This is a genomic window from Streptomyces sp. DT190, from assembly GCF_049846985.1.
In the GTDB taxonomy this organism is placed as follows: Bacteria; Actinomycetota; Actinomycetes; order Streptomycetales; family Streptomycetaceae; genus Streptomyces.
Window position 1 is genome coordinate 176,870 of record NZ_JBNCNM010000007.1, and the last position, 13,642, is coordinate 190,511.

Annotated in this window: 12 protein-coding genes; 6 read left to right on the forward strand and 6 right to left on the reverse strand. The window is 72.1% G+C overall.

The genetic code is table 11. The features are described from left to right. Positions 1 to 67: 67 nt before the first annotated feature. The 6 genes from ACPXCS_RS15425 (at position 68) to ACPXCS_RS15450 (ending at position 5,917) form a co-directional block, all read left to right on the forward strand. On the forward strand, positions 68 to 982 hold the full coding sequence (locus ACPXCS_RS15425) for a hypothetical protein (RefSeq protein WP_425949755.1): 915 nt from the start codon (positions 68 to 70) through the stop codon (positions 980 to 982). A 133-nt stretch (positions 983 to 1,115) separates the two neighbouring features. After that, the gene (locus tag ACPXCS_RS15430; protein ID WP_425949756.1) at positions 1,116 to 1,703 is read left to right on the forward strand and encodes a pyridoxamine 5'-phosphate oxidase family protein; all 588 of its coding nucleotides are present in this window, start codon (positions 1,116 to 1,118) and stop codon (positions 1,701 to 1,703) included. 3 nt (positions 1,704 to 1,706) lie between these two features. Continuing rightward, positions 1,707 to 2,402 (forward strand): L,D-transpeptidase family protein, encoded by a 696-nt coding sequence (locus ACPXCS_RS15435; protein WP_425949758.1) that lies wholly within the window; start codon positions 1,707 to 1,709, stop codon positions 2,400 to 2,402. Between the two features lie 198 nt (positions 2,403 to 2,600). Beyond that, positions 2,601 to 3,983 carry a ferredoxin reductase family protein gene (locus ACPXCS_RS15440; RefSeq protein ID WP_425949760.1) on the forward strand — a complete coding sequence of 461 codons (1,383 nt, stop codon included), beginning with the start codon at positions 2,601 to 2,603 and terminating at the stop codon, positions 3,981 to 3,983. A gap of 40 nt (positions 3,984 to 4,023) precedes the next feature. Continuing rightward, a complete protein-coding gene (locus ACPXCS_RS15445; protein ID WP_425949762.1) occupies positions 4,024 to 5,121 on the forward strand; it encodes an FMN-binding protein in 1,098 nt (365 codons plus the stop codon). After that, positions 5,114 to 5,917: an FAD:protein FMN transferase gene (locus ACPXCS_RS15450; RefSeq protein ID WP_425949764.1), complete on the forward strand. Its 804-nt coding sequence runs from the start codon at positions 5,114 to 5,116 to the stop codon at positions 5,915 to 5,917. Before ACPXCS_RS15445 ends, ACPXCS_RS15450 begins: the two co-directional genes overlap by 8 nt. Before the next feature lie 216 nt (positions 5,918 to 6,133). Here ACPXCS_RS15450 and ACPXCS_RS15455 read toward each other — a convergent pair whose 3' ends face one another. The 6 genes from ACPXCS_RS15455 to ACPXCS_RS15480 form a co-directional block, all read right to left on the reverse strand. Next, on the reverse strand, positions 6,134 to 6,679 hold the full coding sequence (locus tag ACPXCS_RS15455) for an arginine repressor (RefSeq protein ID WP_031114708.1): 546 nt from the start codon (positions 6,677 to 6,679) through the stop codon (positions 6,134 to 6,136). Between the two features lie 7 nt (positions 6,680 to 6,686). Further along, positions 6,687 to 7,886 carry an acetylornithine transaminase gene (locus ACPXCS_RS15460; protein WP_425949766.1) on the reverse strand — a complete coding sequence of 400 codons (1,200 nt, stop codon included), beginning with the start codon at positions 7,884 to 7,886 and terminating at the stop codon, positions 6,687 to 6,689. Next, positions 7,883 to 8,803 (reverse strand): acetylglutamate kinase, encoded by a 921-nt coding sequence (gene argB / locus ACPXCS_RS15465; protein ID WP_425949768.1) that lies wholly within the window; start codon positions 8,801 to 8,803, stop codon positions 7,883 to 7,885. Before argB ends, ACPXCS_RS15460 begins: the two co-directional genes overlap by 4 nt. Beyond that, complete coding sequence (argJ, locus tag ACPXCS_RS15470) at positions 8,800 to 9,951, reverse strand: bifunctional glutamate N-acetyltransferase/amino-acid acetyltransferase ArgJ (RefSeq protein ID WP_425949770.1); 1,152 nt, start codon at positions 9,949 to 9,951, stop codon at positions 8,800 to 8,802. Before argJ ends, argB begins: the two co-directional genes overlap by 4 nt. Continuing rightward, complete coding sequence (argC, locus tag ACPXCS_RS15475) at positions 9,948 to 10,976, reverse strand: N-acetyl-gamma-glutamyl-phosphate reductase (protein ID WP_425949772.1); 1,029 nt, start codon at positions 10,974 to 10,976, stop codon at positions 9,948 to 9,950. Before argC ends, argJ begins: the two co-directional genes overlap by 4 nt. 123 nt (positions 10,977 to 11,099) lie before the next feature. Beyond that, complete coding sequence (locus tag ACPXCS_RS15480; RefSeq protein ID WP_425949774.1) at positions 11,100 to 13,583, reverse strand: alpha-L-arabinofuranosidase C-terminal domain-containing protein; 2,484 nt, start codon at positions 13,581 to 13,583, stop codon at positions 11,100 to 11,102. Positions 13,584 to 13,642 lie beyond the last annotated feature (59 nt).

The window sequence follows — 13,642 nt, forward strand, 5'->3', positions numbered from 1 at the left end:
ACCTCTCGCCGAACGCAGGCGCCGCGTTGCACACCCACGATCCATCGACCCCGAGTGAGGCACCCCCATGTCCAGGGCTCTTCCGAAGTACAACAAGCGTCGCGTCGCGTTCATCGGCGGCGCGGCCGCGGTGGCGCTGTCCGGCACGGCGATCGCCGGCTTCGCGCTGGCCGGGGAGACGTCCGGCGGCGGCGCGGCGGACGCCCGGACGCTGGCGGGTCCCGGCACCATCACCTGCCCGGACGTCACCGCCCAGCTGCCCGCCGTCCCCGCCTCGGCGCAGGCGGAGGTCGACCGCAACCTCGCCCAGCTGGACACCCAGATCCAGGAGGCCAACAAGCGCCTCGTCGACACCGTCGGCCAGGGCGGACCGAACTTCGTGCAGAACGCCATCCTCGGCCCGCTGGAGGACAAGCGCGTCGCCGCCCTCAACCGCATCGAGACCGCCATCGGGCGGGCCGCCGCCAAGCCCGAGGGCCTGGAGGCCTTCGCGGCCTGTCAGCTGAACGCCGACGGCGGCGCCGGAGCGGGCGAGGCCGACGGCGGAGAGGCGGGCGCCGGCGCGGACGCCGGAGCCGGGGCGGGCGCGGGTGGAGAGGCCGGCGCGGGCGCCGGGGCCGGAGACGGTGCGCAGGAGGGCGGCGCCGGGGCCGAAGAGGGCGGCGCGGGCGAGGCCGGGAACGCCGGGGCCGGCACGATCAGCTGCCCGGACGTCGCTCCGCAGCTGCCCGCGGTCCCGGCCTCCGCCCAGGCCGAGGTCGACCGCAACCTCGCGCAGCTGGACACCCAGATCCAGGAGGCCAACAAGCGCCTCGTCGACACCGTCGGCCAGGGCGGGCCCAACTTCGTCCAGAACGCCATCCTCGGCCCGCTGGAGGACAAGCGCGTCGCCGCGATCAACCGCATCGCCACCGCCATCGGCCGTACGGCCGAGCGCCCGGCCGGTCTGGACTCCCTGGCCGCCTGCACGCTCACCAAGTGACGTGACAGGCGCCGTGGCCGCCCCGTGGGAGCGCCGGCCGGGGCGGCCACGGACGGGTGCGGGATCCGGCAGAGGTGACCGGATCCCGCTATTCCTTAGACAGTCGAAAGATCTGCTCCCATAATCGTCAGACATGGGAAAGACCTATGAGGGCATAGACGGCCGGCTCCGCTCCTTCATCGAGGCGCAGCCGGTCTTCTTCACCGCCACCGCGCCCCTGTCCGCCGACGGCACGATCAACCTCTCCCCCAAGGGCCTCAAGGGGTCCTTCGCGGTGCTCGACGAACACACCGTGGCGTACCTGGACTTCGCCGGCTCCAACGCGGAGACCATCGCCCACCTGCGCGAGAACGAGCGGATCACCCTGATGTGGTGCGCCTTCCAGGGGCCGCCCAACATCGTGCGCGTGCACGGCAGAGGCGAGCCCGTCTTCCGCGACGACCCCCGGTTCGGCGAACTGCTCGCCCGCTTCCCGGACATCGACCCGGCCCCGCACGGGCTGCGCGCGATCATCGTCGTCACGGCCGAACTCGTCCGCGACACCTGCGGGTACGCGGTGCCCTTCATGGCGTACGAGGAGGACCGGGACCTGCACCGCAAGCGGTTCGCCCGCGAGGACGACGCCTCACTCGCCGCGTACTTCGCCCAGAAGGAGCACATCGCCACCAGCCTGGACGGACTACCCGGGCTGCCGCTGCCGCTGCCTCCCTCTACCGTCTGAGGCATGCGCCCCGGTGCCGTCGCCCTCGCCGCCCTCGCCCCCCTCCTGCTCGGCGCCGGGCCTCCCGCCCCGCCGCTGCCGGACCGGATGGCGGACACCGGCGGCGGCACCCAACTGATCACCGCAGTGGCCCCGGAGCGGACGTCCACGACGGGCACCGTCACCTGGTGGGACCGGACCCGCGGCGGCCGGTGGGTGCGGGCGGGTTCCGCGCCCGCGCGCTTCGGGGCGCGAGGACTCGTCGAGGGCGGCGCCCGCAGGCAGGGCACCGACACGACGCCCACAGGCCTGTACGACCTGCCGTACGCGTTCGGCATCGCGGCGGCGCCGCGCGGGACGGCGTACCCCTACCGCCGGGTGCGCCAGGACTCCTGGTGGTGCCAGGACAACGACTCGCGCTCCTACAACCGCTGGAGTGAGCCCCGTGCGGCCGACTGCCGGGCCGCCGAGTCCGAGCACCTGGTCACCTACCGGACGCAGTACGCGCACGCGCTGGTCATCGGCTTCAACTACGAGCGTCCCGTGCGGGGACGCGGCGCGGGCATCTTCCTCCACGTCCACGGGCGGGGCCCGACGGCCGGCTGCGTCTCCGTCCCGGCGGCCGCGATGCGGCGGCTCCTCACCTGGGCGGACCCCGCGCGGCGGCCGCACATCGCCGTGGGAACGGAGCGCGGGAGCACGGCCGTCAGGCGGGGGTGACGGGTCGCGGGCCGGGCGGGTGGCCGGTCGCCGGGCGGGCCGGGTGACGAGGCGGCGGGCGGGCGGGGTGGCGAGGCGCCGGGCGGGCCGGTGTTACCAGCGGTCACGTGTGTCCGCACATGACTCGGCCGGTGGCTGAACACTCACGTGTCCCGGCACGTATCTGTGGGCCAAGGGTCAAGTCCCCACGGAGGAACCGTGACCACCACGCTCGCAGGCGGCCGTGCCGCCCGCCGCCAGACGATGCGCCGCATCCGCCCGCGCCGCTCCCCGGCCGTACCGCTGCTGATCGCCCTGTGGGCCGGTGCGGCGGCCGTGCTGTGGCTGTGGTGGGACAACACACCGTCCCTCGCGGACACCACGAGCAAGATCGTGGCGGCCGGCCGGATCACGGGCCTGCTCGCCGGCTATCTGATGGCGCTGGTGGTGCTGCAGATGGCGCGGGTGCCCGCGCTGGAGCGGCGCGTGGGCACCGACCGCGTCGCGCGCTGGCACGCCATGACCGGCCGCTACACCCTCTGCCTGGTCCTCGCCCACGTCTTCCTCATCATGTGGGGTTACGCCCTGCAGGCGGGCAAGGGGCTCGGCGACGTCGTCCAGCAGACCGTCGACTCCGTCAACCAGCTGCCCGACATGGGCAAGGCGGCCATCGGCACCGGCCTGCTGTTCCTCATCGGGATCCTGTCCATCGGCGGAGTGCGCCGGCTGATCGGGTACGACACCTGGTACCACGTGCACCTGCTCACCTACGCGGCGGTGTACCTGACGTTCTGGCACCAGATCACCACGGGCAACGAGTTCGCCGTGGAGCCCACCGCGAAGACCTTCTGGTACGGGCTGTACGGAGCGGTGACCGCCCTGGTGGTCTGGTACCGGATCCTCACCCCGATCCGGCTGAACCTGCGGCACCGCATGCGCGTCGAGGCGGTCATCGAGGAGACCCCGGGCATCGTGTCCGTGCTGATCGGCGGACGCCGGCTGCACCGGATGGGCGCGGAGGCCGGGCAGTTCTTCCGCTGGCGGTTCATGGCGCCGGGCATGCGCTTCAGCTCCCACCCGTACTCCCTGTCGGCGGCGCCGCGCCCGGACATGCTGCGGATCACCGTCAAGGCGATCGGCGACCACACCTCCCGGCTGCGCGAGCTGACGCCCGGCACCCGGGTGTGGGCGGAGGGCCCCTACGGCGCCATGACCGCGCAGCGCCGCAGCCGCGGCAAGGTGCTGCTGGTGGCGGGCGGTGTCGGGATCACACCGATGCGGGCGCTGTTCGAGACGCTGCCCGGTGCGTCCGGTGACATCACGCTCCTGTACCGCGCCAACAGCACCCAGGACCTGGCCCTGTGGGGCGAACTCGCCAAGATCGCCGACGAGCGCGGCGCACGGCTGATGTACGCGGTCAACAGCCCGGACGGGGAACGCCCCGACATCTCCGCCGAGTCCCTCCAGCGCAAGATCCCGGACATCGGCGACCACGACGTCTTCATGTGCGGGCCGCCCGGCTTCGCGCAGTCGGTCTACGAGGCACTGCGCGGCGCGGGAGTCCCCGCCCGCCGCATCCATCACGAGTCGTTCGAGATGTGAGCGACGGGACACCAACGGCCCTTCAGGAGTTTGGGAAACGATGAGGAAGTCTCACCCCGTCCGGCGTGCCGTGCTCGCCGGCGCAGCCACCGTCTCCGGGATCGTGCTGCTGCTGTCGCTGAAGCCGGCCTCCGACCCGGGCTCCGCCCAGGCGGCGGGTGGCCAGCTCCCGCCGGCGGCGGCCGGGCAGGCCCCGCAGGGCGGCGTGAACGGCGCGGTCACCGGTGACGCCGCGCAGACGCAGTACGGCCCGGTGCAGGTCCGCGTGACCATGACCAACGGCAAGATCACCAAAGCCGAGGCGGTCCAGACCCCCAAGGGCGGCCAGAGCGACCAGATCACCGCCAACGCCGTGCCCCGCCTCAACCAGGCGGCCCTCGCGGCGCAGAGCGCGGACATCGACGCGGTGTCGGGGGCGACGTACACCAGCGCCGGCTACAAGAAGTCGCTCCAGTCCGCCCTGGACAAGGCGAAGGCCGCGGCGGGTGCCGCGCAGGGCGGGGGTGCCGGCTCGGGTACCGGCTCGGGTACCGCCCGGACGGTGACCGGAGACGTCGCGCAGACGCAGTACGGGCCGGTCCAGGTCCGCATCACCGTCGCCGGCGGGAAGATCACCAAGGCCGAGGCCGTGCAGGCGCCCAAGGGCGGCCGCAGCGACCAGATCACCTCCGCCTCCGTCCCCCGCCTCAACCAGGCGGCCGTCGCCACCGGCACCGCGCAGATCGACTCCGTCTCCGGAGCCACCTACACCAGCGCCGGCTACAAGAAGTCCCTCCAGTCCGCCCTGGACAAGGCACCGACCGGGGGCGGCTCCTCGCAGGCTGCCGGCTCGGGCGGCGGCGGCCAGGCGCAGCCGCAGCCGCAGACCCGGACGCTCACCGGAAGCGTGGCGCAGACGCAGTACGGGCCGGTCCAGGTCCGCATCACCGTCACGGGCGGGAAGATCACCAAGGCCGAAGCGGTGCAGGCGCCCAAGGGCGGCCGCAGCGACCAGATCACCTCCGCCTCCGTCCCCCGCCTCAACCAGGCGGCCGTCACCACCGGCACCGCGCAGATCGACTCCGTCTCCGGAGCCACCTACACCAGCGCCGGCTACAAGAAGTCCCTCCAGTCGGCGCTGGACCAGGCCGGTGGCTGACACGGTGGCGGACTCCGCACAGGCTCCCGCCGCGGTGCGTCACGTGGAGGAGACGATGGGGACCGTCTTCTCCCTCGACGTCCGCGGCGGGGAACCGGCCGCCGTCCGCGCGGCCCTGGACGAGGTCGTGGCCGGGCTGCACCGGGTGGACGAGGTGTTCAGCACCTACCGCGAGGACAGCCAGGTCTCCCGCCTGCAGCGCGGTGAGGTGAGCGTCGGGCAGTGTGATCCCGAGGTCGCGGAGGTCCTGGAGCTGGCGGCCGAGGCGGAGCGGGTGAGCGACGGCTGGTTCAGCACGTCCTACCAGGGCCGCCTCGATCCGACCGGCATCGTCAAGGGCTGGGCGGTCGAACGGGCCGCGCGGCGGCTGGCTCAGGTGCCCGGGGTGTGCGGCGTGAGCGTCAACGGCGGCGGGGACGTGCAGTTGCTGGGCTCCCCGGAGCCGCGGCGGCCGTGGCGGGTGGGGGTGTCGGACCCGTTGCGGCCGGGTGGGCTGGCGGCGGTCGTCTCGGCGGCCGGTGTGCGGGAGTTGTCGGTGGCGACGTCCGGTACGGCGGAGCGGGGGGCGCACATCGTCGACCCGCGCACGGGGCGTTCGGCGGTGACGGACCTCGTCGCGGTGACGGTGGTGGGGCCCCGGCTGACGTGGACGGACTGCTGGGCGACGGCGGCGTTCGCGATGGGGTCCCGGGAGGGCCTGGCATGGCTGGAGTCGCTGCCGGACGTCGAGGCGCTGCTGATCACGGCGGGTGACGAGGTGCGCTGCACGGACGGCCTGGCGACCCGGCTGGGGTGAGCGGCCCCGCCCCTCAGAGCCCCGCCCCTCAGTGCCACGCCGCTCACGGCCACGCCCTCAGGGGCGCGGGGAACTGCGCGACCAGCCACAGCGCACCCGCACCCGCCCACACCACCGCCACCCCACACGGCGCCCAGCACACGCCCCCCTGACAGCGCCCACCCCAGGACGGCGACACCGCCCCGCACAGCGAACCACCCGCGCCGGCGGCAGCCCTCAGTGCCCGTTCTGCGCCAGCCTCAGCAGATGGTCCGCGAGCGCCTGCCCACCCGTCGGCTCCCGGCTGATCAGCAGCAGCGTGTCGTCCCCGGCGATGGTCCCCAGGATGTCGTGCAGCTCGGCCTGGTCGATGGCCGAGGCCAGGAACTGCGCGGCCCCCGGAGGGGTGCGCAGGACCACGAGGTTCGCCGAGGCCTCCGCGGAGATCAGCAGTTCCTGGGAGAGCCGCCGCATCCGCTCCTCCTTCGCCGACCCGCCCAGCGGGGCCCGCGGCGTGCGGAACCCGCCCTCGCTCGGCACCGCGTAGATCAGGTCCCCGTCGGTGTTGCGGATCTTCACCGCGTTCAGCTCGTCCAGGTCCCGGGAGAGCGTCGCCTGCGTGACGCTCAGCCCGTCGTCGGCGAGCAGCTTCGCCAGCTGGCTCTGCGAGCGGACCGGCTGCCGGTTGAGGATGTCCACGATCCGGCGGTGGCGTGCGGTGCGGGTCTGCGGCACGGCGGGCCCGTTCGCCCCCGGCTGCTCGTGGTCCTGCGCCTGGCTCATCGTCGTCTCATTCCCCGGATCGTCCGTCCCCGTCCACTGCCTGGAGGATGCCGGGCAGCGCCCCCAGGAACGCGTCCGCCTCGGCGTCGCGGAGATTCAGCGGCGGCATCAGCCGGACGACGTCGGGGGCGGGCGCGTTCACCAGGAAACCGGCCTCCTGAGCCGCCTGGCGCACCTGCGGCGCGAGCGGCTCGGTGAGCACGATACCCAGGAGGAGTCCCGCGCCCCGGACGGAATGGATCAACTGGTGGCCGAGGCCCTCGATCCCGTCCCGCAACTTCTCGCTCTGCCGCTTGACGTTCTCCAGCAACCCCTCGTTCTCGATGGTGTCGAGGACGGCGAGTCCGGCGGCGCAGGCGACGGGGTTGCCGCCGAAGGTCGTGCCGTGGTGCCCGGGCTGGAGCAGCTCCGCGGCCCGCCCGAAGGCGACGGTCGCGCCCAGCGGCAGCCCGCCGCCGAGCTGCTTGGCCAGGGTCACCACGTCGGGCAGGACACCTTCGTGGGCCTGGTACTCGAACCAGTGCCCGGTCCGGCCGATGCCGGTCTGCACCTCGTCGAGGACCAGCAGCGCCCCGGTCGCGGCGGTGATCGCGCGGGCGGCCTTGAGGTACCCGGCGGGCGGGACGACGACGCCGAGTTCGCCCTGGATCGGCTCCAGGACGACGAGCGCGGTCTCCTCGGTGACGGCGGCCGCCAGGGCCTGGGCGTCGCCGAACGGCACGTGGGTGACGTCGCCGGGCAGGGGCAGGAACGGTTCGCGCTTGCCCTGCTGGCCGGTCAGGGCCAGGGCGCCCATGGTGCGCCCGTGGAAGGCGCCCTCGGTGGCGACGACGTGGGTGCGCCCGGTCAGCCGGCCGATCTTGAAGGCGGCCTCGTTGGCCTCGGCGCCGGAGTTGCAGAAGAAGACCCTGCCGTCCCGGCCGAAGAGCGTCAGCAGCCGTTCGGCGAGCGTCACGGTCGGGTCGGCCATGAAGAAGTTGGAGACGTGGCCGAGGGAGCCGATCTGCCGGCTGACGGCCTCGACGACGGCCGGGTGGGCGTGGCCGAGGGCGTTGGTCGCGATGCCGCCGACGAAGTCGAGGTACCGCGTGCCGTCGGCGTCCCACACGGCGGTGCCCGCACCGCGGACGAGGGGCAGCAGCGGGGTGCCGTAGTTGTTCATGAGCGCGCCCCGCCACCGCTCGGTGAGTTCCTCGTTGGCGGTCATACGGCGTCCCCCTTCTCGTCGGGCACGACCATCGTGCCGATCCCCTCGTCGGTGAAGATCTCCAGCAGGATCGAGTGCTGGACCCGGCCGTCGATGACGCGGGCGTTGGTCACGCCGTTGCGCACCGCGTGCAGGCAGCCCTCCATCTTCGGCACCATGCCCGAGGACAGGTCCGGCAGCAGCCGCTCCAGCTCGGAGGCGGTGAGGCGGCTGATCACCTCGTCGCTGTGCGGCCAGTCCTCGTAGAGTCCCTCGACGTCCGTGAGGACCATGAGGGTTTCGGCGCCCAGTGCAGCAGCGAGTGCCGCAGCCGCCGTATCAGCATTGACGTTGTAGACATGCCCCGAATCACCGTCGTCCTGTGAGCGGGCGATCGAGGAGACGACCGGGATGCGGCCGTCGGCGAGCAGGGCCTCGATGGCGCCCGTGTCGATCGCGGTGATCTCGCCTACCCTGCCGATGTCGACCAGCTCGCCGTCGATCTCCGGCTGGTGCCTGGTGGCGGTGATGGTGTGCGCGTCCTCGCCCGTCAGGCCGACGGCGAGCGGCCCGTGCCGGTTGAGCAGCCCGACCAGCTCGCGCTGCACCTGGCCGGCCAGGACCATGCGGACGACGTCCATGGCGTCGTCGGTGGTCACCCGCAGGCCGGCCTTGAACTCGCTGACGATGCCGTGCCGGTCGAGCGCGGCGCTGATCTGCGGGCCGCCGCCGTGCACGACGACCGGCTTGAGGCCGGCGTGGTGCAGGAAGACCACGTCCTGGGCGAAGGCGGCCTTGAGGTCCTCGTCGACCATGGCGTTGCCGCCGAACTTGATGACGACCGTCTTGCCGTTGTGCCGGACCAGCCAGGGCAGGGCCTCGATGAGGATCTGCGCCTTGGGCAGCGCGGTGTGCTTGCGTGTCGCTCCACTGCTCATGACGAGTACGCGCTGTTCTCGTGGACGTAGTCGGCGGTGAGGTCGTTGGTCCAGATCGTGGCGGTCTCGGACCCGGCGGCGAGGTCGGCGACGATGTGCACCTCGCGGTAGCGCATGTCGACCTTCTCGCGGTCCTCGCCGACGCCGCCGTTCTTGCAGACCCAGACGCCGTTGATGGCGACGTTGAGCCGGTCCGGCTCGAAGGCCGCCTTCGTGGTGCCGATCGCGGAGAGCACCCGGCCCCAGTTGGGGTCCTCGCCGTGGATCGCGCACTTGAGGAGGTTGTTGCGGGCGATGGAGCGGCCCACCTCCACGGCGTCGTCCTCGCTCGCCGCGTTGATCACCTCGACCTTGATGTCCTTGCTGGCGCCTTCGGCGTCCCGGATGAGCTGCTGGCCGAGGTCGTCGCACACCTGCCGTACGGCCTCGGCGAACTCCGCGTACTCCGGGGTGACCCCGGCGGCGCCGGAGGCGAGGAGCAGCACGGTGTCGTTGGTGGACATGCAGCCGTCGGAGTCGACCCGGTCGAAGGTGACCTTCGTGGCGGCGCGCAGGGCCTTGTCCAGGGTCTCGCCGTCCACGTCGGCGTCGGTGGTGAGGACGACGAGCATGGTGGCGAGGCCGGGGGCGAGCATGCCCGCGCCCTTGGCCATGCCGCCGACGGTCCAGCCGTCCCTGGTCACGACGGACGTCTTGTGGACGGTGTCGGTGGTCTTGATGGCGATGGCGGCCTTCTCGCCGCCGTGCTCGCTCAGGGCCGCGGCGGCCTGCTCCACGCCCGGGAGCAGCTTGTCCATGGGCAGCAGGACGCCGATGAGACCGGTCGAGCAGACGGCGATCTCGATGGCGCCCTGCCCGAGGACCTCGGCGGTCTTCTCGGCCGTGGCGTGCGTGTCCTGGAAGCCCTTCGGTCCGGTGCAGGCGTTGGCTCCGCCGGAGTTGAGGACGACGGCGGACACCTGGCCGCTCTTGAGGACCTGCTCGGACCACAGGACCGGGGCGGCCTTCACCCGGTTGGAGGTGAAGACGCCGGCGGCGGCGCGGCGGGGCCCGGTGTTGACCACCAGGGCCAGGTCGGGATTGCCGTTCTCCTTGATTCCGGCGGCGATGCCCGCCGCCGTGAATCCCTTCGCTGCCGTCACGCTCACGGCGCAACTCCGATCGTCGTCAGTCCGGTGGTCTCGTCGAGACCCAGGGCGATGTTCATGCTCTGGACGGCACCGCCCGCGGTGCCCTTGGTGAGGTTGTCGATGGCGCTGATCACGATGATCCGTCCGGCGGTCTCGTCGTACGCGACCTGCAGCTGAACGGCGTTCGAACCGTGGACGGACGCCGTGGCGGGCCACTGCCCCTCGGGCAGCAGGTGCACGAACGGCTCGTCGGCGTAGGCCTTCTCGTAGGCGGCGCGCAGCGACTCGCCGGTGACGCCGGCGGCGGCCCGGGCGCTGCAGGTGGCGAGGATGCCGCGGGGCATCGGCGCGAGGGTCGGGGTGAAGGACACGGAGACCGGCCCGCCCGCGGCGGCGCTGAGGTTCTGGGTGATCTCGGGGGTGTGCCGGTGCCCGCCGCCGACGCCGTAGGGCGACATCGAGCCCATGACCTCGCTGCCCAGCAGGTGCGGCTTGGGCGTCTTGCCCGCGCCGGACGTGCCGGACGCGGCGACGATCACCGCCTCCGGCTCGGCCAGGCCGGCCGCGTACGCCGGCACGAGGGCCAGGGAGACGGCGGTCGGGTAGCAGCCGGGTACCGCGACGCGCCTGGACCCCTCCAGCGCGGCGCGGGCACCCGGCAGTTCGGGAAGGCCGTAGGGCCAGGTGCCGGCGTGGGGCGAGCCGTAGAACTTCTCCCAGGCGGTGGCGTCGGTGAGCCGGAAGTCGGCGCCCATGTCGACGACGAGCACGTCCGGGCCGAGCCGCTCGGCGACGGCGGCGGACTGCCCGTGCGGCAGCGCGAGGAAGACGACGTCGTGGCCGTCGAGGACCTCGGGGGTGGTCTCCTGCAGCACGCGCCCGGCCAGGGGCAGCAGGTGCGGCTGGAGCGTGCCGAGCCGCTGCCCGGCGTTGGAGTTGCCGGTCAGGGCGCCGATCTCGATCTCGGGGTGGGCCAGGAGCAGGCGCAGCAGTTCCCCGCCCGCGTACCCGCTCGCTCCTGCCACTGCCGCTCGTACCGCCATGCTTCCTCCTCCTTAGAGGGCATGACTATACGTTTCGCTGCACGTTTATGCAATCCCATGCATGGGACGCGCGCGCGTGGGCCGCCACCCGGAGGGACAGCGGCCCACGGCGGGCAGCGGGACCTACCTCCGCTGGATCCGCAGGAACGTCACGGAGTTCGCCGGGAAGGTGTGGGTGAACTCGCCGGCCACGCCCCGCAGGGTCGACGTCACCGGGGTCACCGGCGTGTCCGTCTCGGTGTTCACCGCGTCCTGGTCGGCGGCCAGCGTGGTCACGCGGGCCGTGGAGGCGACCCGGGCGCCGCCGAGGTCGACGGTCGTGCGGGCCTCGGCGGACTGCGCGTTGACGACCTTCACGATCAGGTCACCGGTCCGGGTGTCCTCGGTGACGACCTGGCGGAAGGGCTCGGCCGGCTTGTCGTCGGTGAAGCTGCCCCACTCCTGGCCGTCGAGGAACAGGGTCACCTGGCGGCCGCGCACCTTGATGTCGATGTCGTAGGCACGGCCCGTCTCGATCGACCCGGCCTTGGTCATCAGCGTGCCCTTGCCGCCGTCCACGGCCTGCTCGATCGCGGACTGGGTGTTGTTCCAGCCACCGAGGTTCCACCAGTAGTAGTTGCCCGTGTCCTTGACCCCGAAGGCGACGAGGAAGCCCTCCTTGCCGGATTTCTTGGTGGCCTTCACGTGCAGGTCGTAGTCCTTCCAGGCCGGGTCGCCCGCCGTGACCATGGTGTTCTCGGCGGCGGTGTCGGTCTGGACGTACTGGCCGTCCTGGACGCTCCAGCTGCCGGAACCGCCGTGCTTCCACTGCGAGGCGTCACCGGAGAAGTCGTCGGCCAGCAGGGTCGCGCCGTCCGCCGAGGTGACCTGCACGTCGTCGTAGGCGGCGCTGGTCGCCCACGTCGACAGGCCGACGGCGCCGGTGATGGGACCGCTGACGTCCGGCGTGGTGGTGGCCTTCGAGGGGACCACGCGGTCGCCGACGTTGGTCATGAACAGCTTCTGCACCTCGTAGTTGGCCGAGTTCCAGGAGGCCCGGTTGTTGAACCAGATCATGTCCGGCCGCCACTGCACGTAGTCCTCGTTGGCGAGCAGCGGGGCGTAGGAGGCCAGCTTCACGATGTCCGCGTTGCGTTCGAGGCCGGTCATGAAGGCGGCCTCGGCCAGGCCGTTCTTCCAGGCGTTGCCCTGCGAGGCGTACTCGCCGAGGAAGACCTGGGGGCCCGTGCGGTCGTAGGAGTCGTAGCGGTCGTTGTTCTGCAGGAACCAGTTCGGGCTGTTGTAGTAGTGCTCGTCGACCATGTCGACCTTGCCCTCGCGGTTGAGCCGCCAGGCGGTGTCGAAGGTCGGGCCGGCGTCGTCCGGGCCCGAGTTGGAGATGACGGTGATGTCCGGGTACTTCGCCTTGATGGCGGCCCGGAACTTCTCGAAGCGGGCGAAGAACTCCTCGGGGAGGTTCTCCTCGTTGCCGACGCCGAGGTGGGTCAGGCCGAAGGGCCTGGGGTGGCCCATCTCCGCGCGCACCTTGCCCCACTTCGAGGTCGCCGGGCCGTTGGCGAACTCGACGAGGTCGAGGGTGTCCTGGATGTGCCGCTGGAGCAGCGCCTCGTCGTCGGTGGCCTTGTTCTGCCCGCAGCCGGTCACCAGCGCGGGGACGACGGGCAGCGGCATGGCGCCGATGTCCTCGGCGAAGCGGAAGTACTCGTAGTACCCGAGGCCGTAGCTCTGGTTGTAGCCCCAGAAGTTGGCGTTGGTGGCGCGCTCCTCGACGGGTCCGACGGTGTCCTTCCACTGGTAGCTGCGCTTGCGCTGCCAGTTCGAGGCCTCGCTGTAGTCCTCCATGGAGCCGGTGTTGACCAGGCAGCCGCCGGGGAAGCGCACGAAGCCGGGCTTCAGGGCGGCGATCTTCTCGGCGAGGTCCTTGCGCAGGCCGTTGGGCTGGTTCTTGTACGTCTCGCGCGGGAACAGCGACACCATGTCGAGCGCGGTGGCGTCCGTGGCGGCGACGGCGAGCCGGCCGCGGTTGCTGGTGCGCGTCGCGGTGAAGGTGGCCCGGTACTTGGTCCAGCCGCCCTTGACGGCGACCTGGCGGGCGGCGGCGAGGCCGCCCGCGGCGTCCTTCAGGGAGACGGTGAGCGTGCTGCCGCCCTCGGCACGGGCCCACACGGAGAAGTCGTACCGTTTGCCCTCCTCGACCCGGACGCCGGTGTTGTATCCGGCGTTGGTGACGGACGAACCGGCCCCGAGGGCGAGGTAGTTGCGGTTGCGCTCGTTGAGCCGGCCGGAGTCGTCCCGCACCTGGCCCGTGCCGCCGACCGTCCAGGAGGTCAGGGGCGTGTACGCGCCGTTGTCGGCGGTGGAGTACTCGAAGGAGCGGTTCTGCACGAGCTCTGCGTACAGACCGCCGTCGGCGGCCCGGTTGATGTCCTCGAAGAAGACGCCGTACATCGTGTCGTCGATCTTCGCGCCCCGTGCGGACGGGTCGACGGTGATCGCGTAGTCGGTGACGTCCTCGGCCTGTGCGGGGGCCGGCAGGAGGGCTGTCGCCGTCAGGAGGGCGGTGGCCGTGAGCCCCACTCTCCCTCGGGTGCGGGCGGTGCGTGGCATGGATACTCCGCGGCTCTCTGGTAGAGGAGTGTTCGAAATATCAGACATTGATCAGCACT

Coding starts and splice junctions, on each gene's coding strand:
- argC (WP_425949772.1), bottom strand. CDS start 10,976: ATGGCGGTACGAGCGGCAGTGGCAGGAGCGAGCGGGTACGCGGGCGGG.
- ACPXCS_RS15480 (WP_425949774.1), bottom strand. CDS start 13,583: ATGCCACGCACCGCCCGCACCCGAGGGAGAGTGGGGCTCACGGCCACC.
- ACPXCS_RS15430 (WP_425949756.1), top strand. CDS start 1,116: ATGGGAAAGACCTATGAGGGCATAGACGGCCGGCTCCGCTCCTTCATC.
- ACPXCS_RS15455 (WP_031114708.1), bottom strand. CDS start 6,679: ATGAGCCAGGCGCAGGACCACGAGCAGCCGGGGGCGAACGGGCCCGCC.
- ACPXCS_RS15435 (WP_425949758.1), top strand. CDS start 1,707: ATGCGCCCCGGTGCCGTCGCCCTCGCCGCCCTCGCCCCCCTCCTGCTC.
- argB (WP_425949768.1), bottom strand. CDS start 8,803: ATGAGCAGTGGAGCGACACGCAAGCACACCGCGCTGCCCAAGGCGCAG.
- ACPXCS_RS15460 (WP_425949766.1), bottom strand. CDS start 7,886: ATGACCGCCAACGAGGAACTCACCGAGCGGTGGCGGGGCGCGCTCATG.
- ACPXCS_RS15445 (WP_425949762.1), top strand. CDS start 4,024: ATGAGGAAGTCTCACCCCGTCCGGCGTGCCGTGCTCGCCGGCGCAGCC.
- ACPXCS_RS15425 (WP_425949755.1), top strand. CDS start 68: ATGTCCAGGGCTCTTCCGAAGTACAACAAGCGTCGCGTCGCGTTCATC.